This window comes from Symbiopectobacterium purcellii, from assembly GCF_019797845.1.
Classification (GTDB): Bacteria; Pseudomonadota; Gammaproteobacteria; order Enterobacterales; family Enterobacteriaceae; genus Symbiopectobacterium; species Symbiopectobacterium purcellii.
The window spans coordinates 4,264,815-4,287,669 of the sequence record NZ_CP081864.1; the positions used below are offsets into that span (position 1 = coordinate 4,264,815).

The 22,855-nt window shown below is 53.1% G+C and carries 17 protein-coding genes, 6 pseudogenes and 1 riboswitch; of the genes and pseudogenes, 13 read left to right on the forward strand and 10 right to left on the reverse strand.

From position 1 onward, the window contains the following. Positions 1-3: 3 nt before the first annotated feature. From K6K13_RS19795 to K6K13_RS19805, 3 genes are all read left to right on the forward strand, one after another. Entirely contained in the window at positions 4-1,380 is a 1,377-nt protein-coding gene (locus K6K13_RS19795) for an MFS transporter (RefSeq protein WP_222158508.1), read from the forward strand. Between the two features lie 75 nt (positions 1,381-1,455). Next, the gene (locus tag K6K13_RS19800) at positions 1,456-1,803 is read left to right on the forward strand and encodes an FMN-binding protein (RefSeq protein ID WP_222158509.1); all 348 of its coding nucleotides are present in this window, start codon (positions 1,456-1,458) and stop codon (positions 1,801-1,803) included. 219 nt (positions 1,804-2,022) lie between these two features. Continuing rightward, a complete protein-coding gene (locus tag K6K13_RS19805; protein ID WP_222158510.1) occupies positions 2,023-3,537 on the forward strand; it encodes an FAD-dependent oxidoreductase in 1,515 nt (504 codons plus the stop codon). A gap of 48 nt (positions 3,538-3,585) precedes the next feature. On the opposite strand, the gene alkB is transcribed toward K6K13_RS19805, so the two are convergent. Both alkB and ada read right to left on the reverse strand, forming a co-directional pair. Beyond that, a complete protein-coding gene (alkB, locus tag K6K13_RS19810; protein WP_222161193.1) occupies positions 3,586-4,221 on the reverse strand; it encodes a DNA oxidative demethylase AlkB in 636 nt (211 codons plus the stop codon). Continuing rightward, positions 4,214-5,308: a bifunctional DNA-binding transcriptional regulator/O6-methylguanine-DNA methyltransferase Ada gene (gene ada / locus K6K13_RS19815; RefSeq protein ID WP_222158511.1), complete on the reverse strand. Its 1,095-nt coding sequence runs from the start codon at positions 5,306-5,308 to the stop codon at positions 4,214-4,216. Before ada ends, alkB begins: the two co-directional genes overlap by 8 nt. A 174-nt stretch (positions 5,309-5,482) precedes the next feature. Between ada and K6K13_RS19820 the strand changes: the two genes are divergently transcribed. Further along, positions 5,483-6,187, forward strand: a complete 705-nt coding sequence (locus K6K13_RS19820) for a DNA-3-methyladenine glycosylase family protein (RefSeq protein WP_222158512.1) — start codon at positions 5,483-5,485, stop codon at positions 6,185-6,187. A gap of 5 nt (positions 6,188-6,192) precedes the next feature. On the opposite strand, the gene K6K13_RS19825 is transcribed toward K6K13_RS19820, so the two are convergent. Next, a complete protein-coding gene (locus K6K13_RS19825) occupies positions 6,193-6,693 on the reverse strand; it encodes a multidrug/biocide efflux PACE transporter (RefSeq protein ID WP_222158513.1) in 501 nt (166 codons plus the stop codon). A gap of 152 nt (positions 6,694-6,845) precedes the next feature. On the opposite strand from K6K13_RS19825, the gene K6K13_RS19830 reads away from it, so the two are divergent. The 3 genes from K6K13_RS19830 (at position 6,846) to tehB (ending at position 11,321) form a co-directional block, all read left to right on the forward strand. Then, a complete protein-coding gene (locus tag K6K13_RS19830) occupies positions 6,846-7,724 on the forward strand; it encodes a LysR family transcriptional regulator (RefSeq protein WP_222158514.1) in 879 nt (292 codons plus the stop codon). A 515-nt stretch (positions 7,725-8,239) separates the two neighbouring features. Beyond that, positions 8,240-9,883, forward strand: coding sequence for a class I fumarate hydratase FumA (gene fumA / locus K6K13_RS19835; protein WP_222158515.1), 1,644 nt, complete (start codon positions 8,240-8,242; stop codon positions 9,881-9,883). A gap of 565 nt (positions 9,884-10,448) precedes the next feature. Further along, a complete protein-coding gene (tehB, locus tag K6K13_RS19840) occupies positions 10,449-11,321 on the forward strand; it encodes an SAM-dependent methyltransferase TehB (protein WP_222161194.1) in 873 nt (290 codons plus the stop codon). A gap of 54 nt (positions 11,322-11,375) precedes the next feature. Here tehB and ribB read toward each other — a convergent pair whose 3' ends face one another. Then, complete coding sequence (gene ribB / locus K6K13_RS19845; RefSeq protein ID WP_222158516.1) at positions 11,376-12,029, reverse strand: 3,4-dihydroxy-2-butanone-4-phosphate synthase; 654 nt, start codon at positions 12,027-12,029, stop codon at positions 11,376-11,378. Between the two features lie 140 nt (positions 12,030-12,169). Then, positions 12,170-12,372, reverse strand: a riboswitch (FMN riboswitch). Positions 12,373-12,533: 161 nt separating this feature from the next. Between ribB and K6K13_RS19850 the strand changes: the two are divergent. Next, positions 12,534-13,273: pseudogene (locus K6K13_RS19850) on the forward strand (IS5 family transposase). Between the two features lie 87 nt (positions 13,274-13,360). Here the strand turns inward: K6K13_RS19850 and K6K13_RS19855 are convergent. Together K6K13_RS19855 and K6K13_RS19860 are read right to left on the reverse strand one after the other, a co-directional pair. After that, on the reverse strand, positions 13,361-13,654 hold the full coding sequence (locus tag K6K13_RS19855) for a hypothetical protein (protein ID WP_222158517.1): 294 nt from the start codon (positions 13,652-13,654) through the stop codon (positions 13,361-13,363). A 150-nt stretch (positions 13,655-13,804) separates the two neighbouring features. Beyond that, positions 13,805-14,527 (reverse strand): annotated as a pseudogene (locus K6K13_RS19860) (IS91 family transposase); the annotation flags it as partial. Between the two features lie 20 nt (positions 14,528-14,547). Here K6K13_RS19860 and K6K13_RS19865 point away from each other — a divergent pair. Continuing rightward, a pseudogene (locus K6K13_RS19865) lies at positions 14,548-15,080 on the forward strand (transposase); the annotation flags it as partial. 231 nt (positions 15,081-15,311) lie between these two features. Here K6K13_RS19865 and K6K13_RS19870 read toward each other — a convergent pair. The 4 genes and pseudogenes from K6K13_RS19870 to K6K13_RS19885 form a co-directional block, all read right to left on the reverse strand. Beyond that, complete coding sequence (locus K6K13_RS19870; RefSeq protein ID WP_222158518.1) at positions 15,312-16,091, reverse strand: L-threonylcarbamoyladenylate synthase; 780 nt, start codon at positions 16,089-16,091, stop codon at positions 15,312-15,314. Positions 16,092-16,145: 54 nt separating this feature from the next. Then, complete coding sequence (locus K6K13_RS19875) at positions 16,146-16,961, reverse strand: C1 family peptidase (protein ID WP_252120354.1); 816 nt, start codon at positions 16,959-16,961, stop codon at positions 16,146-16,148. Between the two features lie 430 nt (positions 16,962-17,391). After that, positions 17,392-17,700 (reverse strand): annotated as a pseudogene (locus K6K13_RS23640) (transposase); the annotation flags it as partial. Beyond that, a pseudogene (locus K6K13_RS19885) lies at positions 17,683-17,907 on the reverse strand (transposase); the annotation flags it as partial. The pseudogenes K6K13_RS23640 and K6K13_RS19885, both read right to left, overlap by 18 nt. 99 nt (positions 17,908-18,006) lie before the next feature. Here K6K13_RS19885 and K6K13_RS19890 point away from each other — a divergent pair. The 4 genes and pseudogenes from K6K13_RS19890 (at position 18,007) to K6K13_RS19900 (ending at position 22,780) form a co-directional block, all read left to right on the forward strand. Further along, a complete protein-coding gene (locus K6K13_RS19890; protein WP_252120355.1) occupies positions 18,007-18,276 on the forward strand; it encodes a tyrosine-type recombinase/integrase in 270 nt (89 codons plus the stop codon). A 195-nt stretch (positions 18,277-18,471) separates the two neighbouring features. Next, positions 18,472-19,515, forward strand: a complete 1,044-nt coding sequence (locus tag K6K13_RS19895; protein WP_222161196.1) for an IS630 family transposase — start codon at positions 18,472-18,474, stop codon at positions 19,513-19,515. Between the two features lie 635 nt (positions 19,516-20,150). Further along, positions 20,151-20,243 (forward strand): annotated as a pseudogene (locus K6K13_RS23645) (hypothetical protein); the annotation flags it as partial. 68 nt (positions 20,244-20,311) lie between these two features. Continuing rightward, positions 20,312-22,780, forward strand: coding sequence for an inverse autotransporter beta domain-containing protein (locus K6K13_RS19900; RefSeq protein WP_252120356.1), 2,469 nt, complete (start codon positions 20,312-20,314; stop codon positions 22,778-22,780). Positions 22,781-22,855 lie beyond the last annotated feature (75 nt).

Sequence of the window (22,855 nt, forward strand, 5' to 3'; positions counted from 1 at the left end):
ACCATGAAGACGTCGTGGACCCTGTTCTGGATTGCATCTATCACTTTTTTTATGCAATCCGTCGACACGACGATGTTGTATATCGCACTGCCAGCCATTGCGGAGGCGTTTCACCAACCGGTGCTGCATATGGAGTTGATCGTTATCTCCTATGTTGTCACCGTGGTGGCTTTCACCCCCGTTAATGGCTGGATGGCAGAGCGACTGGGTGAACGCAACACCTACCTTGTCGCCATCGCCATTTTTATGATCGGCTCGCTGCTGTGTGTCACCGCGACCTCTATCGTCAGTTTGAGCGCGTTTCGGTTTATACAAGGGATTGGCGGCGCGTTGATGCTGCCGATAATCAGAACCATCATTTTGAGGACCACGCCAGATACCATGAAACTCCTATTCCTCAACCGCATTACCCTGCTGGGGTTACTGGGCACCATGATTGGCCCGGTGGTGGGGAGTTTGATGGTCAATATGCTGTCGTGGCGTCTGATTTTTGTACTGAATATTCCTCTGTGCCTGGTCTGTCTGTGGCTTGCCAGAACACATATTCCCGCCAGTATGCAGGTTCCGCATTTTCGCGGAGACACCTACAAGCTGATGCTGCTGGTCGGCATGCTGTTCCTTGGCACCTTTCTGCTGACGGCGATGCCGAAAAACATTATCAGCCTCCCACTGAGCGCCGCGTTGGCCCTCGGCGGATTCGGCCTGGCATTCCTATACTTCAAACGTGATGTGCTTGCCGCACGGCCTCAATCGCGTGAAAACCTGTTTACCATTAAAACGTTTTCCATCGGTGTGACCAGCGGTATCGTCACGCGCATTTTACTCTCTTCAATACCGGTGGTGATGTCGCTGATGTTGCAAACCCAATTAGCGTATGAGCCCGCCACCGTCAGCTTGATTTTACTGCTGTTTTCCAGCGGTGCCCTGCTCTCTAAACTGGGCTTTGAACCACTGATCAAACGGATTGGCTACCGCAAGCTGCTGCTGCACACCACGGTCTTTACCTCACTGTGTATTTTTGCCATGGGTGCCGCCGTGCAGGAGAACGCCACCCTCTTCATCGGTATTATTGCCGTGCTGCTCGGCATTCTGATTTCGACGCTGCATTCCGCAGAGATCACACTGGCCTTCAGCAACCTGAGTCACCATACCTATAACAACGGCAATAACATTATGACGGTGACTCAGTTGCTCTCCATTATGGTTAGCATGGCGTTAACCTTTCCCATGCTGCGTTTTCTTACCCGCATGGAGAGCACCATTAATGTAAACAGCTTCAGTTTGTTATTTATTTTACTCGGTATCGGATTACCCATTTGTTGTTTTATATTCATGCATCTCAATGAAGATGACGGCCATCATTTTATTCATGGGAGATAAAGGAGAGCACGCGTAATTATTTTTCCGTTCAATATTACATTGAATATTTATACACTTTTTATTGGAACCGTTGATATGAAAGCATTTCAGGGTACGGCAGCCTTTTGTCTGCTGATTGCATCAAGCTTCGCTTTTGCAGACGGCGATTTTAAAGCAGGCACCTATTCTTCCGCCAGCACCGGTATCGGTGGTGACGTTACTGTCACACTCGATGTGGATGCACAAGGGAAAATCAATAAAGCCACGGTTGACGCGCCTTCTGAAACACCAGAAGTGGGTGGTGAAGCAGCAAAAGTGTTGGCTAAAAGCTTTGTTGAAAAACAGAGCGTCAACATTGATGGCGTGTCTGGCTCTACGTTAACCAGCGAAGCTGCATTAGAAGCGGCAGGCAACGCGTATAATCAAGCAAAAGTCACTAAATAACTGTTATTTATTTCTCGCAGCCTCGCTGCAAAATGAATATTTAAATTAAACATTCCTGCTGAATAATACCGGCAGGATAGTGACTACGCGTTATTTCTTTTTTACCTTAAAAAGGATAACGCGAGCATGGCCCCCTTTTGCCAAAAACAAGGCGGGGAATAATAAGAGTAAAACCATCGCATCAATATTTTTATTACAACCATTGAGAGTGGAGAGTATATGAAAATAGTCAGGAGAACGCTGATCGCAGCCGCCTGTTTATCGCTGTTGGGTACCGGTGCTGTCAATGCAGAAACTATCGTAAAAACGGCTGACGTAGTAATTATTGGTGCCGGAGCTTCAGGCACATCCGCCACCATGGCCGCAGCCGAAAAAGGCGCGAAAGTTATTCTGTTGGAAAAACAAGGTGTGGTCGGCGGCACCGGGAATTTTGCGGAAGGGATCTTCGCCGCAAACAGTTCCATGCAAAAACGTCAGGGGATTATCGTCACCCCAGACATGGCGTTCAAAACCATCATGGAATACAGCCACTGGCTGGCTAACCCGTTCGTGGTTCGTGCGTTTGTTAACCGTTCTGCCGATACCATCGAATGGGTGAAATCCAAAGGCATCAAGTTCGAATACATCGGCCCTGGGGGGCCAGGCGGGATGTTGACCTGGCACGTTATTGACGGTCCGGGCCACGGTCGTTTCCTGATCAAAACCTTCCATGAGCAGTTTAAAAACATGGATGTCACCACCATGGAGAAAACCGCAGGTAAAGACTTGATCGTGAAAGACGGCAAAGTCACTGGCGTGACGGCGCAAGACGAGCAAGGCAACACCATCCAGATCGATGCCAAAGCGGTTATCGTCGCCACCGGTGGTTATGCCAACAACAAAGAGATGCTGCAAAAATACGTCGCCTTCCCAGATACCATTATGGTGGGCAACGTCGGTAAAGATGGCGACGGGATCAAAATGGCCTGGAAAGCCGGTGCCAAAGATGAAGGCATGGGTGTACTGCAAGCATACCGCCCTGGCCTGCCAGACTACGCGCCAAACTCCCACATGCTGGCCGCAGCGCGCCAACCTTATCTGTGGGTAGATACCCATGGACGTCGTTTTACCGATGAATCCAACGTCATCATTTGGCCTCACTCCGGTAATGCGCTCTCCAAAGCGGGCGGCATCATGTATTCCATCTTTGATGAAACCTCACGTAAACATTACGTAGAAGACGGGATCGACGTGCCCATCGGTGAATGGGTTATCGCCAACACCAAGCTCACCAAGTTTGACGATGAGTTTGATAAAGAGCTCCAGAAAAACCGCGGTTTTGTCTACAAGGCACAAACGCTGGACGCACTGGCTAAAGCCATGGGCGTTGACGCCAGCGTGCTGAAAGAGACTATCGATCAGAACAACGTCTTTGCCGCGCAAAAACGTGATGAAGTGTTCAACAAGAACATGGATTACCTGCGTCCGGTGAAAACCGGGCCGTTCTATGCCGTTAAAATGCAGCCTGCCGCACTCGGCACGCTGGGCGGCGTGAAAATTAACGAGAAGATGCATGCCATCAACAAGGACGGCAATGCCATCCCAGGTCTGTATGTCACCGGTAATGACGCAGGCGGCATGTACGGCGACACTTACGATCTGCTGTTAGGCGGCGGCACCTTCGGTTTCGCCCTGAACTCAGGCCGTATTGCCGCAGAAAGCGCGTTGGATTACATGCACTTCAAAAAACAATAATCCTGCTCGCCAGCAACCTGCGCCGTTAAGGGCAGGTTGCTCTTTTCACTATCCCGCCTTACGAAATGTCAGATTAAACCGGTAATCTTCCGTTCCTGCTTTGATAGCCTGCACACCGTGAAAACGCAGGCGTGACGGCCCGCCCCACACCAGCACATCCCCCTGCGTCAGCGGGATACGCTGTACAGCATCGCTGCGTTGCATACCGCCAAACTGAAAGATGGCCGGTAACCCGAGCGACACGGAAACAATCGGCTGCGAGAAATCCCGCTCATTTTTATCCTGATGCAACGACATCCGGCTGCCTACCGCATAGCGATTCATCAGGCACGCATCGGCAACAAAGTCAGGAAACCCCGCCTCATACGCGGCCTGTTGCGCCAGTTGAGCAAACAGCAGCGGCATCGCAGGCCAGGGCAATCCCGTAAGAGGATCGTGGCGCGCATAGCGATAACCCTGGACATCTGTCACCCAGCCCAGTGAGCCGCAATTGCTCATGGCGGCCGACATGACAAAACCGCCCGGCGTGGTCATCTGTCGAAACGGCGCCACGCGCGTCAGTTGATCAATCATCTGCATTAACGCTGGCGCACTCTCAGCGGCGAACCCGCGCAGCACCACGGCGCCCGGTGCCAGCGTCTGCGTCCAGCGCGGTGTGCCCTTGTGGGCAAACAGATCATCCATCATGGGATCCTTTAGCCTCGCTCTCCAGCAGTTGGCGTTTACGCGCGATGCCCCACCGATAGCCTGACAACGCACCATCGGTGCGAATCACCCGATGGCAAGGGACAATCACCGCCAGGCGGTTGGCGGCGCATGCGCCAGCCACCGCGCGCACCGCGTCTGGCTGACCAATTTTTTCAGCCACATCGCGGTAGCTGAGCGTGGTTCCCCGGGGAATGTCTCGCAGAGCCTGCCAGACACGCAGTTGAAACGCCGTGCCACGAATATCGAGGGGTAACGCCAACGGAGCCCCCGGTGAATCAATAGCGCGAATGACCAGCGCCATGCGTTGCTCAAACGTCGCATCGCCTGCAACCAACGTCGCATTGGCAAACAGCGCGTGCAGCTCGTTTATCAATGCAGTGGCATCATCTCCCAGTAAAACAGCGCAGACCCCGCGCTCGCTCTCCGCCACCAGAGTAGCCCCCAGCGAGCATGCACCAATAGCAAAATGAATCGTCATGCCCTGCCCCTTGTGTTTAAAACTGCGCGGCGGCATGCCCAGCAGTTGATGGGATTCCTGATAGAACTGCTCGCTGGAATGAAAACCCGCCGCCAATGCGGCTTGCGTTACCGGCGCATTACCACTCAGCAAGGCGCGCACACGCTGACCACGCAACGCGGCAGCATAACGCTTTGGCGTTACGCCAACCTGAGCTTTAAACAGCCGGTGAAAATGGTAGGGGCTGATACCCACCGCCGTTGCCACCTGCGCCAACGTCAGCGATGTCTCGGCCTGCGCCATCAGTTGGCAGGCGTGCGTAATAGCCGCACCTTGCCGCTGCTCACGGGACGGGTTTCCTGGGCAGCAACGCTTACAGGGCCGGAACCCGGCCCGCCGCGCCGCCTCCGCATCCACAAAGAACTGCACGTTTTCCCGCAGCGGCAATCGGGATGCGCAGGAAGGCATACAAAATATCCCCGTGGTTTTAACGCCATAGACAAAGCGACCGTCAGCCTGTTTATCACGTCGGCACAGGGCATCCCACCAGCTATTTTCGCGTTGAGCACGTTCTTCCTCTGGAAAAGCGCGTTCGTTTGTCGACATCACTCACCTCGCAGTCTCTGGTCACAACAGCGATCACACCCTACCGGTTACGTCTGATGAATACCTGACTGATTCTTGCTTTCTCATTCCAGAAACGCATCGCAGGGTGACAACCCTGATTCACTCTTTTATGCTGCAGGTCCGCCCCCCTTTCTCTCAGGTTCAGGATCAAGTATGTCACACCCGCAGCCGGTATTATGGAACTCGGCGCAGAGCGTGCATCTGGCATGCGAACATCTGCGCACGCTTGGGACGCGCTGGCAAGCGCTGCTGGACCACATCGGCGAGTGTCAGCACCAAACGTACCCGCATCGTGAACCCTATGAAGCGTTGATGCGTGCCGTGGCTTACCAACAGCTCACCACCCGCGCGGGTGATGCCATGATCCGCCGCCTGTTGGACGCGTTTAGTCCTGATGGGCAGGTATTCCCTTCCGCTGAGCGGATTGCTGCCAGTGAGAAAGACACGCTGCGCCACTGTGGCTTCTCAACGCGCAAGGCAGAGACGCTGCACTTGATTGCGCAGGGGGCACGCGACGGTTTGGTGCCCACGCGAGAACAGGCGCTGACCATGGATGACGACACGCTCATCGAACGGTTATCGTCGTTGAAAGGCATTGGTCGCTGGACGGTCGAAATGTACCTGATTTATGGATTGGAACGAATGGACATTATGCCGCTGGACGATCTCGGGATCCGCTTAGGGTTATGCTATTTGCATCAGCGCGATGCAATACCCTCACGCCGGGAATTGGCGGAACTCAGCCTGCCGTGTCAGCCTTTTAGCACCGTTGCCGCCTGGTATTTGTGGCGCAGCCCGATGATGCCAGACTACGCCGATTTCAAACGTCGTCTGAAAACCAGCAACCGCAAAGGCTGATGGCATTAGCGGGTACGTGATGCGACGGGCGATTTACCCTGCTCACATTCTCGGCGCGCCATAAACCGGGCGCGCAGTTTGTCATAGACCCAGTTATACACCACGGTATACGGCAGGAAAAACAGGAAGAACCCGATCTCGACCATCAACGCCTGCCACAGGGTGATCTCCAGCATCCAGGCTGCGGCTGGCAACCCGAACAGAATAAAACCGCCCTCAAAGCCTAATCCGTGCAAGATACGTACTTTGGCACCGCGCGCCACCCGAGAGACTGGCCACAGGCGATCGAACAGAGCGTTGTAGATAATATTCCACACCATGGCGATGCTGGAGAGCATAATCGCCAATGCACCCATGGAAAACAGCGGCTTGTTAAACAGCCAGGCACCAATGGGTGCCGTGATCAATAGGGCCACCACTTCGTAGCCGACAGCATGAAACACACGCTCACCCACGCTTCGGCGCTGTACTGCGGTTGTTTGTCTGTTTGCTGCGTTAGATTGCATACCTCACCACACTTTTTTTCATCAATTGGTATTGAAAACAGGCGGTGAAGATCGTCTCTCACCGCTTGACGATGGCAGGTTATATCGTTATTACTGGAAGAGTGAAATTAATATCTATCGATAAAAGCGATGGACTTGAGAGGAAAACGGTCATGCGCTATTCCCCCGAATCCCTGATTGCCTTTGTTACCGCCGCGCAAACCGGCTCTTTTTCGGCCGCTGCGCGTCAGCTACGTAAAAGCCAATCCACCGTGAGCGCAGCCATCGCCAATCTTGAAGCCGATCTCGGCCTGGTGCTGTTCGATCGCTCCGGGCATCAGCCGCGACTGACGGATGACGGCCATAAGGTGCGCGTACACGTAGAGGCCATTCTTGCTGCCAGCGACACGCTGGATGCGCTGGCAGTTCGTCTGGCTAATCGTATTGAGCCACGCTTAAGCTTTGTGTTGTCGGATATGTGGAAAGCGGCGCATTACGACCCTTTGCTGCACGCGTTCTCAGCCCACTTTCCTGATATTGAGTTCGAGTGTCTGATCGCCGAGGATGAGGATGCCATCGACCTGCTTCAGGCACAGCGCGCACACATGGCGGTGATTCGCACCCAACCGCACTATCCGACAGAAATCAGCGCCTCACGGCTACACGTGAAAACGGAAATGGCCATCTTTGTTGCCGCACAGCATGGATTAGCGCAGCAACCGTCTGTCTCACCGCAGCAGTTGGCGACGGTACGCCAGCTTTATCTGAATACCTATACGCGCACAGAACGCCAACCAAAAGAAGGCATTATCTGGTCTGCCCCCTCTTACCTTATGCTGCTGGAAATGGCAGAACAAGGGTTTGGCTGGAGCATCCTGCCACGCTGGTTGGTCGCTCAGTTTGGTCATCAGGTGTTGGTAGAACTTCCGGTGGCAGGTTGGCCGCAACTGATTGAAATGGATGTGGTGTGGTCAAAACAGTATCCGCCAGGGCCGGCAGGGTTTTGGATGATTGATAATTTACTGATGCAAAAAGATCCGACATTGCCGTGAATAAGGTGAAACCTTGAGAGATCGCTACAGACCCACTATTTTCATAGCGGCGCGATAAAAAACCACATTATTTAAAGGGAAAATAAGTCGATAAATTTACTTATTTTTATTAAACAAGTTACGCAATATAATAAGCATCAATGTCAACCTGGCGCATTATTGCTTTTTTGCCATTTTCACTGCGTTTTTTTTATCGCCCAGAATGTAAAAACCCGCCGATTGGATGCAAAAACTGTGATATACCAAAGTGGTACGTGAGGCAAGAAACCCCTACCATGGTCAGGATAATTGTGCTACAGCATAAATGAATAACTAAATATACCCTAAATAATTCGAGTTGCAGGAAGGCGGCAAGGGAGAGAATCCCGATGAGCTTACTGAAGTAAGTGATTCGGGTGAACGAGTGCAGCCAACGCACCTGCAACTCGAATTATTTAGGGTATAAAAATGATAACCATATGCAAGACATAAAGAATACCGAATCTTTCTTTTAATTTGTTGCAAGTGAGAAAAACATGTCGAATAAACCATTTTATTATCAAGAACCTTTTCCGCTAAGCAAAGATAACACCCAATATCGCCTGATCAGCAGCGATTTTGTTTCCACCGCCCAGTTTGAAGGCGAAGAGATCCTGAAGATCGATCCGCAGGCATTAACCCTGCTGGCACAACAGGCCTTCCACGATGCATCGTTTATGCTGCGTCCCGCTCACCAACAGCAAGTGGCTGATATCCTCCACGACCCAGAGGCGAGTGAAAACGATAAATACGTAGCACTGCAATTCCTGCGTAACTCAGAAATTGCCGCCAAGGGCATTTTGCCGACCTGCCAGGATACCGGTACGGCGATTATCGTCGGTAAAAAGGGCCAACGGGTCTGGACGGGCGGCAATGACGCCGAAGCGCTGTCTCGCGGCGTGTATAACACCTTTATTGAAGATAACCTGCGCTATTCGCAGAACGCTGCGCTGGATATGTACAAGGAAGTCAATACCGGCACCAATTTGCCAGCCCAAATCGACCTCTACAGTACTGAAGGGGCGGAATACAAATTCCTGTTTGTCACCAAAGGCGGCGGCTCTGCCAACAAGACCTATCTTTATCAGGAAACCAAAGCGCTGCTGACGCCAGAAAAGCTGAAAAACTTCCTGGTAGAGAAAATGCGCTCACTGGGCACCGCGGCCTGCCCGCCGTACCACGTTGCCTTTGTTATCGGCGGCACATCAGCGGAAAGCACGCTGAAAACCGTGAAGCTGGCTTCCACCAAATACTATGACGCGCTGCCGACCAGCGGCAATGAACATGGGCAAGCCTTCCGCGACGTTGAACTGGAAAATGCGCTGCTGAAAGCCGCACAGGATCTGGGGCTAGGCGCGCAGTTTGGGGGTAAGTATTTCGCTCACGATATCCGCATTATACGTCTGCCGCGTCACGGTGCGTCCTGCCCGGTTGGCATGGGTGTTTCCTGTTCCGCTGACCGCAACATCAAGGCCAAAATCAACCGTGACGGCATCTGGCTGGAACAGTTAGAGCAGAACCCTGGCAAATACATTCCTGAGCCATTGCGTGAGGCTGGAGAAGGCGAAGCGGTCAAGATCGATCTTAATCAGCCAATGGAACAGATCCTGAAAACGCTGTCTCAGTATCCGGTTTCCACCCGTCTCTCTCTGTCAGGCACCATCATTGTGGCGCGCGATATTGCTCACGCCAAACTCAAAGAGCGCATCGATAACGGTGAAGGATTGCCGCAATACGTCAAAGATCACCCGATTTACTATGCAGGCCCGGCCAAAACGCCGGAAGGCTATGCTTCGTGTTCATTGGGGCCAACCACCGCAGGAGGAATGGACTCCTACGTGGATCTGTTGCAAGCCAACGGCGGCAGCAAAATCATGCTGGCGAAGGGCAACCGCAGCCAGCAGGTGACTGACGCCTGCCATAAACACGGCGGTTTCTATCTCGGCAGCATTGGTGGCCCGGCAGCGATTCTGGCGCAGAACAGCATCAAGAGCCTGACCTGCGTTGAATATCCCGAATTGGGTATGGAAGCGATTTGGAAAATCGAAGTGGAAGACTTCCCGGCGTTCATTCTGGTGGATGACAAGGGGAATGATTTCTTTCAGGTGATCCAGTCCAATAAGTGCACTCGCTGCGCGTGATACCTCTGGTGTTAATCCGCGTTGAATGACGCGTGTACCAGATATCTGTTGGCGTTGACTCGCGTTAAATGACGCACACGCGCCAGATATCTTTTGATGTTAACCCGCGTTGAATGACGCTGAGGAAACGGGTAACGCCAGGATGAGCGGAGTGTTATGCAGACATAGGCGTCATATTTCGTGCGCGAAACACTCCGCCTCTATCTGCTAACCGCGTGGCACGCGCCCGACACGGGGTGTGCAGTCGCCCACACCCCGTGACCCCGCGCTTTTTGCGGAATAACGCCGCTTCGCGGTGCCTTCAGAAAAAGCTGCCGCCGGACGGACCGCTCCCGACGCGTTCCCTACGCGGCGGGAGCTTTCGCCGCATCCATGCGGCTCATCCTGGCGCCATCTTCTTCTTCAGCGTTATTCGACGCGGAACGTCAACCCCTCTCTAAACCATGCTCCCGCCATTAAAGATGCATTTTAAATACATTTTTATAGCTATTCTTTCTCAGGCTTTATAAACTACCCGCAACGCGGTAAAACGCGATAAGAATGTATAAGCTCTCCGAGGTGTATGATGCAAAACCTGATCTGTTATAAAACCCTGCCGCAGTGGAATGCACAGACGCTGCCCGCCGCGTTTCAAGAAAAACACAACACGCAAGTGGGCACCTGGGCAAAGCTGACCGTCCTGAAAGGAGAGCTGACTTTCGCCATGCTGCATGAAGATGGCTCGGTGATTGAGACTTATCAGTTTACCGAACAGAATCAGCCACCGTTTGTTGAACCGCAAGCCTGGCACCGGATAGTCAGTGCCTCAGCGGATGTGGAGTGCCAGTTAGCGTTTTACTGCACCGCCGAGGATTATTACGCTAAAAAACACGGCCTGACGGCAACCCACTCCGACGTGGTGGCTGCACTGGAGCAAATACCGGCTGGCAAGGCGCTCGACCTTGGCTGCGGGGGCGGCAGAAATGCCCTTTACATGAACCTGCGCGGTTTTGACGTTACTGCGTATGACAAAAACCTCAACAGCATCTCGTCCCTGAAAGACATCATCAGCAGCGAAAACCTCTCCGGTATTCGCGCCAACCTGTACGATATCAACAACGCGGCATTAGACGAACAGTATGACCTGATCATCTCCACCGTGGTGTTGATGTTTTTGGAGCGCGAGCGCATTCCTTTCATCGTGCGTAACATGCAGGAGTGCACTGTAGAGGGCGGCTATAACCTGATCGTGGCGGCCATGTCTACCGAGGATTTCCCCTGTCCGTTGCCTTTCTCCTTCACCTTCCAGCATGATGAATTGCGCGCGTATTACGCCGGGTGGGACATCCTGAAATACAACGAAGAGGTGGGTGAATTGCATAAAACCGACGTGAATGGCAATCGCATCAAACTGCGCTTCGCCACCTTACTGGCAAGAAAAACGCAGCCAAGCGCGTAAGGCGCACTGGCTGCGTTTTTAGGGGCCGGTATCACCGGCCCGAGAAGTGCGCGATCAGCTCGCTTTGCGTTCTGCTGCCTGACGGTAGGCGACCAAGTCTTCGATGGTCAGTACCGGCATACCGTGCTGTTTAGCAAAGGCGATCACTTCCGGTGCACGCGCCATGGAGCCGTCATCATTAGTCAGCTCGCACAGCACAGCGGCCGGTTTAAAACCAGCCAATGTTGCCAGATCGACAGACGCTTCGGTATGTCCACCGCGAGTCAGTACGCCGCCCGGTTGAGCGCGCAGCGGGAAGACGTGGCCAGGGCGATTCAGATCGCTTGCACGAGCGTCATCGGCAATGGCAGCGCGAACGGTTGTCATACGGTCAGACGCAGACACACCGGTCGTCACGCCTTCCGCAGCTTCAATGGTGACGGTAAAGCCGGTTTGATAGTGGCTGGTGTTATGCTCCACCATCATGGGCAGTTCCAATTGACGGCGGCGTTCTTCGGTCAGGCACAGGCAGACGATGCCGCTACCGTAGCGAATGGCCATCGCCATTTGCTCAACGGTCATGTTCTCGGCGGCAAATACCATGTCGCCTTCGTTTTCACGGTCTTCGTCGTCCAACACCATAACACCAACGCCTTGACGCAGCGCTTCAAGCGCACGTTCAACGCGTTCAGATGGCGTGCCAAATTCAGAAAGTAATGTCTGATTCATGGTAAAAAAACCTCATGTTTATTATGGATTACCAGAACCAGGGCGAGCTTGAGGAGTAACCATTGCAACAGATGCGGTTTAATGCGCACCGAGCAATGACTAACAAAATAACGCGAGTGGGCATATGCCCAACAGGATACCGTTACTCTCTCCCATCCGGACTATAACCGTCGGCCCCGGAATTTCACCGGATCTGCTGACCTCGCCACGCATATCGATAATAAATTATTGATAACGTTACGGCGAGCGCTCGCGGGCTTCCAGACGAAAGCACGATGTTTTAGCACCCTGCGCTGTCTGGTTTACCGCCGGTGGGGAATTACACCCCGCCCTGAGAAGTAAGCGCGATAACTATAACGCTATTGCCTGAGCGGGGCAATTAGCACAATGGACAAAATGTGACATCTGCTAGGGCCTGTTGACAATCATCGCCAAGAACCTGTTTTTTTGTAAAAGAATCTGTTTACATTCTGTCTTTTTTGGAAAAGCAGAATGCCAAGATTGATGCTCAGTGATGACCAATACGAACGGATTAGCCCGTTTTTGCCGGGAAAGGATTCGGATCCGGGACGAACAGCAGCAGATAATCGGCTTTTTGTCGAAGCGGTTTTATGGATCGCCCGAACTGGAAGCCCATGGAGAGATTTACCACCCGATTTCGGACTCTGGAACTGTGTGTACAAACGCTTTGCCAGATGGTCACGGGCAGAAATATGGCATTCCGTTTTTGCTGAACTTGCGGGCGATGCCGATTTCGAGGAAATCTTCATCGACAGCACTATCGTACGGGTTCATCAGCATGCAGCGGGCGCTCCCAAAAAAACGGTGACCAGTCGATTGGTCGTTCTCGCGGGGGATTGACAACCAAGATTCACGCTCTGGTTGATGGGCTGGGCATGCTTGCCCGTTTTAGTTTGACTGGTGGTCAAAAGAGCGACACCAGAGAAGCATTGCCTTTACTTGGTGAATTGAAACCTTCAAGCTTGGCTGCAGACAAAGCCTACGATACGAATGTGATTCTACAATATCTGGAGTCGGTAGGCATTCAGGCTGTCATCCCCAGCAAAGAGAATCGCCGTGAGCAACGCCCACTGGACAAACATCTTTACGCTTCACGCAATTTGATCGAACGTTTCTTTTGCCGTATCAAGCAATTTCGACGCGTAGCTACACGCTTCGACAAACTCTCAAAACGCTTCGCATCATTCGTTGCGCTCGCTGCTGCATTCGTCTGGCTGTGTTAATTGTCAACAGCCCCTAGTACAGATAATTTTATCTGCAAAATCAAACTCTGGTTAGGTTTTTCGAGGTGCCCGATCGTAAAAATTTTTCTAGCATCGCTTCCGCAGGGTAAAATAATCTTTTGACTGCTTGGTATTTCTGATGAAGGCATTCTGCTCCATATCAAAATACATGGCATCCAGTTCATTACCTGGGAAACCGTGTTCATCAACAACATCTCGATAAATCCAGACAATTTGTGATATATGAGTATTGCAGCTTTTATCACTTTTATGTACAAAAAGCATCTCTTGGTTGGCAGCTGAATAATTACCAACAGTCATTTCAAGTAATGCTCTTGAGTTTGGTTTAACGTGCATAATCATATTAGCGACGCCATTCACTAGTCGTTCGTGAAACCGGCGGTTAAAATTTAACCACCGGTTGATTCGTATGCTACAGGGTCAGTCGCCGCTCCGCAGACTGGTGATGATTTGTGCTTTTCTTGGTCATTTCTTAGGCTGCCAGCGAGCAAAAGGCGTAGCTTCCCTGTATCAGGCCGGAATATACCTCATCAGACTGATCTCCCGTGCGTGGGTTTTCAGCCCCTGCACATTCAGGCCCGCCACTGCACGGCGGTATACCATTCGACCGCCGCAAAGTATGCATTCGAACGGGTCACGCCGCAGGAACTGCTTACTCATCTGCGCATAGCACACCTTTACCACCGGTGCCGGTTTATCCATCCCCAGTGCACGGTACACCTGCGGCAGTTTCTCTCCGCACACCCGGTTGGCCAGAAAACCAAAATAGCGCACCATACGGAAGAACTTCTCCGGGATGTGCTGCTTCAGGCGACCCACGATGTCCCGCTGCGTCAGTGTTTCCGTCGCCTGCTGGCCCGTATTGTGGTCGTGGTAGCGGAAGCTCAGCGTGGCACCGCCGGCATAGTGTTCCAGTCGGGAGCCCGCTATCGGCGGCTTTTTCAGGTAACGACCCAGGTATTTCACGGTGTTTTTACCCCCGGCTGTCTTTTTTGACATGTACACATGCCAGTAATCGCCCCCGGCGGTCAGTACCAGGCTGCGCCATTGTGATTCGGTGGTGATATGCGACAGGGTGGGCGGCAGCGCGATGCCTTCAGACCAGACGCTCAGCAGTAACTGCCGCATATTCCACATCCAGCGGGCGCGCATGGCGTCCTTACGGAAGCTGATTTTTTTTTTCCACTTTCCGTACTCATCGATCCCGCCGCAGGTGACGGAGACGTGGACATGGCTCTGCCGCTGTGCTATCGGACTACTCGCTGTTCAGCAGACGGGCAAAGAACGTCAGCATCAGCATAAAAACGCCAAGGCGTGGTGAAATCTCGCATCTGGTCATCGATGCTACCGGTCTGAAGGTTTTTGGCGAAGGCGAATGTAAAGTCAGGCAGCATGGGGCTGACAGACGAAGAGTGTGGCGCAAGCTTCATCTGGCCGCAGACGGTTCTTAGGACGCCCGTTAGTGCCACTCAGCGTTGCTGAGGAAAAAAATCAGGCCTTTAATCCCGCCCCGAAGTGGGGCGCAATACTGGCCGGGCAAGTACCATAAGCATAACCATGCGGTGGCGAATCAGCATCTGAGGGAGAGTAATGACGTCTGGTAAAAGAAAGTGGGTTATCACAGTAGTTGGGTGGCAGAAACAGCGATGTTGCGTATCAAAACCCTGCTGGTCGGTGATTTCAGGCTGGAGGACTATGACGCACAGCTAGGTGAAGCAATGGAGCTGTCAACGCGCTGAACCGGATGACGTTGTTGGGTATGCTACACAGCGTCAGGGTCGCATAACAGGTATAGCAGCGGGAACCCATCCTGTCGTGTCGGCTAACTCTGATTTATTCAACAAAGCCCTCTGATGCAGAAAACCGGCCGGTAGGCCAGTCCCTGTCGCTCATTAGCTGGTTATTCCATCCCTGGTCTTTGAGATTTTCTGTGGCAAATTTCAGCCGAAACAGGTCCGATTGCTCGGTTACCTCGCCGGGGCTTTGAAGTTCTGGAGCGCCTGCCTGTCAGCAGGGATCAGTAATAATTGCCGTGCCGGTAATCCCATGAGGGATAAATCTCTGACATGAAGGCCATCACGCGATGAACATCTAGTCCCCGGCGAATCACTACAGGACAGGGAGATATGCCGCGTCTTCCCTCCTGCGGCGGAACCAGTTTTCCCTCAGCATCCACCATTGACACCATCACCCCCTGTTCATGGCGGTTTTCTGTAGTTTTGTCCGGCTGGATTGACCTGACGTAATCATCTCCCTCAATTATCAAGTCTGCTGCAGATTCAATACGTACCCCTATCCCTGAGACCAGGCCCCGGTTTCCTTTGCCTGACGGATTCGCCGAGCTGGCGAATGTCAGCATGCCATGGTTTTCCCAGAGTGCACGAGCAAGGTACTCACCAGGTGCCCCAAACCGGAGCACGAAGCAGCTGGTCCCGCGGCTGTCTGTCATCAGGGCTTCAGCGCCATCCTGTGGAATATATTTCAGCGCGTCATCCCGCCACGGCAGAATACATCCCAGCAGCACGTCAGCTGTATCATGCGACCGGTACAGCCTTTCCGTTTCCTGATTCATCTGTGCCAGCATTTTCAGTTGTTCCTGGGATCCACACAGGACCACGCCGGGTTTATTCCGGCTGCGCTCCTTGGCATCAAATTTCCTCTCAAGGCCAGCCGTGTCCGTGGCCAAGATGATATAGCCGACTTTAGTGGGGCTGACGACAAGCCCCCCCCCACGCTTCAGAATGGTAACGGCTTCAGGGTGTAGACCTCCGTTCCAGTGTACGGTTTTCTCTCTCACAGGAATGTTCTCCGGGGGGATTTTATTTTAAGCGAACATCGGTTATCCTATATCTCAGTTTCTCACTGTGTAGATAACCCAGAAATCGCTTGCCAGATGAGGATGGATCATATAGTCATAGGGCATTAAGAAATATCCTTTTTCCCCGACGCTAGCTCCCCATGAGTTGCGTATACGGAAAAGCTGCGTGCGGTCATCATATCCGACGCACAGGACTGCATGCCCCCCGACAGGCCGGTCTTTCTGCTCTGGCATCGGGATTTGTGTGGGCGGAGGTATAGTACCATTCAGCCAGCTGTCATAAACGGTGAATCCGAACACAAACGGCGTGCCGCCGGCAAGACAGTTTTTCAGGTGAGATATATCCTGCCGGACGCGCTCATATCGGGTAATCACATACCTGGACGCCTCCTGATAGCAGGAAGAATTGGGTTTCTTCCTCGCGGGAGCGCCCGACGGAAAGGCCCCGCCGTCATGTGCTGGCGGAGTGTCATCATAAGGCCATTTTTTTTCCGGGCAGACGCCGATTTTATGCAGTGCCTTTATCCCGTCGCGCAGCATCGCTCCTGCGTCATAATCAACACTGCCCTCAATAACGCGTTCGTTATAGTATATGAACAGGCGTGAGGGAGTAAAGTCAGGTGATTCGCCGTTAACGGCCCTTTCATACTGCACGGCACCTGCCAGGGCATTTGCCGTGCAGGAGCCGATCCGGCCTTGGTCATAAACCGAAAAAGTTGGCGTCAGGTCAACCACCGGTGGCAGCTTATGCATCAGGGTTTCATCAGGGCGGTAATGAACGTCGCGAATATCCGGAATGTCAGGTACATATCCCAGCCGGGATATCATTCTTCGGGTGATTTTTTCCACAAGTTCCTCCTGTCAGCATCAGCCGCAAAAAAAATGGTTAACAATATCATCCGGTACTTCATTGAAAGGTTGCGGTATATACTCGATTAACTTGAAGTTGCATTTTTCAGCGTCTGAAAAATGCAACTTCAAGTTAATCGAGTATAACTATTTCATCCTCAGCGAGCTGAGCATAAAGCCATCAGCACGCCCCTGTCCAGATCCGACATCATCACCATGTTTTACGGGGCACATGCATCGTTCCTGACAATTACTACAGTCGCGATATTGTCAATAATATTATGTACTGAGTACCTCGAAAAATCTAGGCCTCTTCATTTTTTATTTTTAAAAACGCTCATTTATCAAATTTAAGGTTTTTCTAGGTGCCCAAGGCTTTGCTGAATAAATCAGAGTTAACCGACAGGATGGGCTCTCGCTGCTACACCTGTTATGCGATCCTGACGCTGTGTAGCATACCCAACAACGTCATCCGGTTCAGCGCGTTGACCATCGCCATTGCTTCACCTAGCTGTGCGTCATAGTCCTCCAGCCTCAAATCACCGACCAGCAGGGTTTTGATACGCAACATCGCTGTTTCTGCCACCCAACGCCGGTGATAACCCACTTTCTTTTTCCAGACGTCATTACTCCCCCTCAGATGCTGATTCGCCACCGCATGGTTACGCTTATGGTACTTGTCCGGCCAGTATTGCGCCCCACTTCGGGGCGGGATTAGAGGCCTGATTTTTTTCCTAAGCTCACGTATTTCAATTTGTTCCGGAGTAATGGGAGAGGCTTTAGGTGTTTTTCCCTGACGCTCATCACGCAACTGCTTAACCCATCGCGTCATTGTAGAAAGGCCGACGTCCATAGCGCTGGCTGCATCTGCCACGGTGTAGTTCTGGTCAACGACCAGTTGAGCGGATTCGCGTTTAAACTCAGCGCTGAAATTTCTTTTTTTCATTGAGGCACCTATAATGTTATGAGGTGAGCATATCACCTCTGTTCAGATGGCCAAATTCAGTAAACCACTACAGTCAGCAGGAAAACAGCCTGGCTGTGGATGCAACAGGCGATCGACAGAGCCCGGGAAGAGGGAATTGAATTTGCGCTCCCGGCCATCAATCCAAAGACGCTACGGCACAGTTTTGCCATGCATCTGTTTTTCAACCACGTGCCGCCGAAAGTCGTCCAGGCCTATATGGGGTATGAACGCTATGAAAGCACGGAGGTGTATCTGAAGATTTTTGCGCTGGACGTGGCGCCACAGCTGGGTGTCACATTTTCGCTGGATCACCGTTATTACAGCCATCTTTTGACACTAAATGAATGACTTATATATTACATAAGTCATTCATTTAGTGTTCTGCCGTCAAAAAAATGGTGGTGGCCATTGCTTGCTGGTTAGTTAAAAAATGCACTACACTTGTAATTACATTTGAAGTGCGTGCATAATAACTGTACACAATATATACTCGTCGTCATTGAAGATGCTTGATTTTCCATGAGCAAGCTCCATTTAAATGGTATGAACATTAATCTTACTCAAGAGAAAAAACTAAAGCTCAGCAATCTCCACAGGGAAAGTCGTGACCGTCTTGTATGCGATCGGATACGGTGTGTTCTTTTGTGCGCCGATGGCTGGACGCCGGAAATGATTGCACGTTCGCAACTTATTCACCAAATTCACCAAACCACGGTACGTCGTCACCTCCATGACTGGCTAAATGGTGAGAAACTTGCGCCTGAAAATGGCGGCTCTGATAGCCATCTCAGCGAAGAGCAAACCGCTGAACTTATCACATACCTGACGAACAATCTTCTCCGTACCACACAGGCTATCATTGAACAGGTTGTTGATTGGTGGGGTATCCGCTACACCGTTCCGGGCATGACTAAGTGGCTGCACCGTAACGGCTTCAGTTACAGAAAGCCTGTGGGCATCCCGCATAAATTCAGTGCAGAAGCACAGCGGGCATTTGTGGAAAAATACCACGAGTTGAAACAAAAAGCCGGTGACGATGAACCCATCCTGTTTATCGATGGCGTGCACCCAACACAGGGAACAAAACTGGCATATGGCTGGATGCCCGCTGGAAAAAAATCTCAGCCAGTGGAAACCACCGGCAGCCGTACCCGGTTGAACATCATGGGGGCCTTGAACCTGAACGACATCGCCAGTACGGTGGTTCGGGAGTACGACAGCATCAACAGTCTCAATATCGCCCGCTTTTTTATCGCTATCCGGGAAACTTACCCGATAAGGAAGAAAGTGCATATCATCCTCGACGGAGCCGGTTATCACCGAGCGGATCTGGTGAAAGAGTGGGCGTATGTGATGAATATCGACCTCCACTATTTGCCGCCATACAGCCCAAATCTGAACCCGATAGAAAGACTGTGGAAAGTGATGAATGAACAGGTGCGGAATAACCGCTACTTTGCTTCACCAAAGGTGTTTCGGGAGAAAATACACCACTTTTTCGACAATATATTACCGGGATTGGCCGGCGCCTTGTCGCGCCGGATTAATGACAATTTTCAGACGCTGAAAAATGCAACTTCAAGTTAATCGAGTATAATTTATTTTCTCTCGCGATTATTCCGCCTGCAACCTCCTAAGGGGGAGGTGGCTTGTTTGTTCGGTTTCTCTCAGTACTGGGTTCAGAAAAACACTACATGAAACATATACCCCCGGCTCAACCTGCGAATGCTGTTGCCTCCCCGGGTCTGCGCCGTCTGGTCTGGCTTAACATCGCGGTCCAGGCCGCCTTTCCGTTAGCGGTGGCCTTCACCCCGGTGATGGCGGGAGCTGGTGAGCAGCATTTTCTGCAGCAGCCTGCGCCACTGTCCTCACAGCGTACGCAGGTGTATACCCTGGGCGCCGGCGAGACCGCCGCTTCTGTTGCAAAAAAATACCACCTGACTCTGGAGCAACTGCGTGAGCTTAATCAGTTCCGTACCTTCGCACACGGCCTGAACGGCCTGCGGCCCGGGGATGACGTGGACGTGCCGGTGGTGATGAGGAAAGATAAAGAAACATCATTAACCGCTTCCTCCGTGGATGCATCCGGTACCGCTGGCAATAACGCCCGGGAGTCCGCAGGCCGTGATGAAGGCGATGAGCAGGAGCAGAAGGTGGCCGGATATACCTCTCAGGCCGGGAGTTTCCTGGCCGGCAGCGCGAAAAGTGATGCAGCCGCTTCCATGGCCCGCGGTATGGCCACGGGTGAAGCCGGTGGCGCACTTCAGCAGTGGCTGAGTCATTTTGGTACCGCCCGCGTGCAGCTGGACGCGGATAAAAACTTCTCCCTGAAGAACTCGCAGTTTGACCTGCTGATGCCGCTGTATGACCAGGGGATGACCTGGTGTTCGCCCAGGGCAGCCTGCACCGGACCGACAGCCGGACTCAGGCCAACCTCGGTGCGGGCCTGCGTCACTTCACCCCCACATACATGCTGGGCGGAAACCTGTTCGGGGACTACGACCTTTCCCGGGACCATGCGCGTATGGGGGCCGGTCTTGAGTACTGGCGTGACTTCCTGAAGCTGGGTGTCAACGGTTACATGCGTCTGACGGGCTGGAAGGACTCCCCGGACCTGGCCGACTACCAGGAGCGGCCGGCAAACGGCTGGGATGTCCGGGCGCAGGCGTGGGTGCCGTCCCTGCCGCAGCTGGGCGGAAAGCTGACGTACGAGCAGTACTACGGCAAAGAGGTCGCCCTGTTCGGGGTTGACAACCGCCAGAAGGATCCGCATGCAATCACGGCCGGGGTTAACTATACGCCTGTTCCGCTGATTACCCTGGAGGCAGAGCAGCGTCAGGGCCAGTCAGGTAAAAGCGACACGCGATTCACCGTGGACATGAAATACCAGCTTGGGGTGCCGTGGCGTAATCAGGTGGACCCGGATGCTGTGGCGGCCATGCGCAGTCTTACGGGCAGCCGGTATGACCTGGTGGAGCGCAACAATAATATTGTGCTGGAGTATCGCAGGAAAGATGCAATACGACTGCATACAGTGGACCTGATTACCGGCCATGCCGGTGAGCAGAAATCCCTGGGGGTGTCGGTGACCAGCACGTACGGGCTGTCCCGCATTGACTGGGATGCCTCATCCCTGACCGCTGCCGGCGGTAAAGTTGTGCAGAACGGCGGGGATTACGCGGTGGTGCTCCCGGCATATCAGACCGCGGCTCAGGCGGTGAACACGTACACCGTCAGCGGTGTGGCGGTGGACACGAAGGGCAACCACTCTGAGCGGAGTGACACTCAGGTGACGGTGCAGGCGCCGGAGGTGAATAAACAGCACAGTACCTTCACCCCGGTGAGCAGCGTGCTGCCGGCGGACGGAAAGAGCACGCAGGTACTTACCCTGACGCTGCGGGATGAAAATAATCAGGCGGTGGATATTGATGTGAAGGATATCAGCCTGCAAGACAGTACGCTGAAAAGTGCCGCAGTATCGGCCCTGACACGAAAATCTGCCGGTGTGTACACCGTCACGGTGACGGCGGGCACGGACAATGAGAATGTGACGCTGACGCCGTCGGTAAGTGGCGTCACCCTGTCGCCGGCGGGGGTGACCATCAGCACGCCTGATGCGGACCAGTCGCAGTTCTCGGCGAGTTCGGAGACCATTGTGGCTGACAACACTGCCACCTCGGCACTGACGCTGGTTGCGAAGGATGCCCGGGGTAATTCTCTTACGGGCCTGAAGGACAGTCTGACGTTCGTGGTAACGGACGGCAACGGTAAGGCACCGGCCAGCGGTGTTATCACGGAAAGCGCCATCACGGAGAGCGGTACAAAAGGGACATACACGGCGACCCTGAAGGGGGTCGCGGCAGGTAAATATACTGTTGTACCGCAATTCAATGGTACGGCCCTGGGTAGTCTGAGTGCGACAGTGACGCTCACGGCGGCCACACCGGCGCAGGCGACGTCGGCCATTAACGCTGACGCCACCACCTACGTCTCCGGTGCGGACATGCTCATCACCGTGACGCTGAAGGATGCACAGAGTAATGCGGTGACCGGGCAGCAAGCGGCCCTGACCAGCACTTCGGTGACGGTGGCGAACGCGACGCTGAAGTCGGGCAGCAGCTGGAAGGACAACGGCGACGGGACGTACACGGCAACGTACACGGCCACCACGGCGGGGACGGACCTGAAGGCGAAGGTGAAGGCTTCAGGCTGGAGCGGCGCGGCGGCGTCTGAGGCGTATGCCATCACAGAACCTGTCACGATAAAGCACGTCTCGGTAAATGGTTACACCTTTGAAAAAGACGCCGGCTTCCCGACCACGGGCTTTAAAGGGGCTGAATTTACCCTTGAACTGAGCAGCGGCAGCGCCTCTGATTATGACTGGACAACAGATGCGCCATCCTGGGTATCGGTGAGCGCAGGGGTGGTGAGCTTTACGGGCCAGGGAACAGGAGACAAGGTTACCATCACGGGCACGCCGAAAAGCGGCGGTAGGGCAATAGCCTACTCGTTCACCCTGGGCAGCTGGTTTATTAATAATGGTGGCGCATACATGAACTGGACTGATGGCGCGGCATACTGCGCTGCACTGTCCGGCTACGGACAGCCAACGGTGCAGCAGCTTAACGGCGGTGGCAGTCTTTCCCGTGGTACCCGCGGCACTCTGGGCGGACTGTGGAGTGAGTGGGGAAATTTGAATAAATACACAGGCGCGGGTTTCTCCGGCAGCTATTACTGGTCGTCGGAGCAGAAGAGCAGCGGCAGCCACTACGACGTCAGCCTGAACGATGGCTACGTCCTCAGCTTCAACGACTACAACACGGACGTCGTGGTGTGTCGTCAGGGTCTTTAGCATTTAGTCTTTAATTTTTAACCTTTGGTTTTTTATTTTTAATTGCTTTTACCCTCCCCCCGCGTTCCCGCGGTG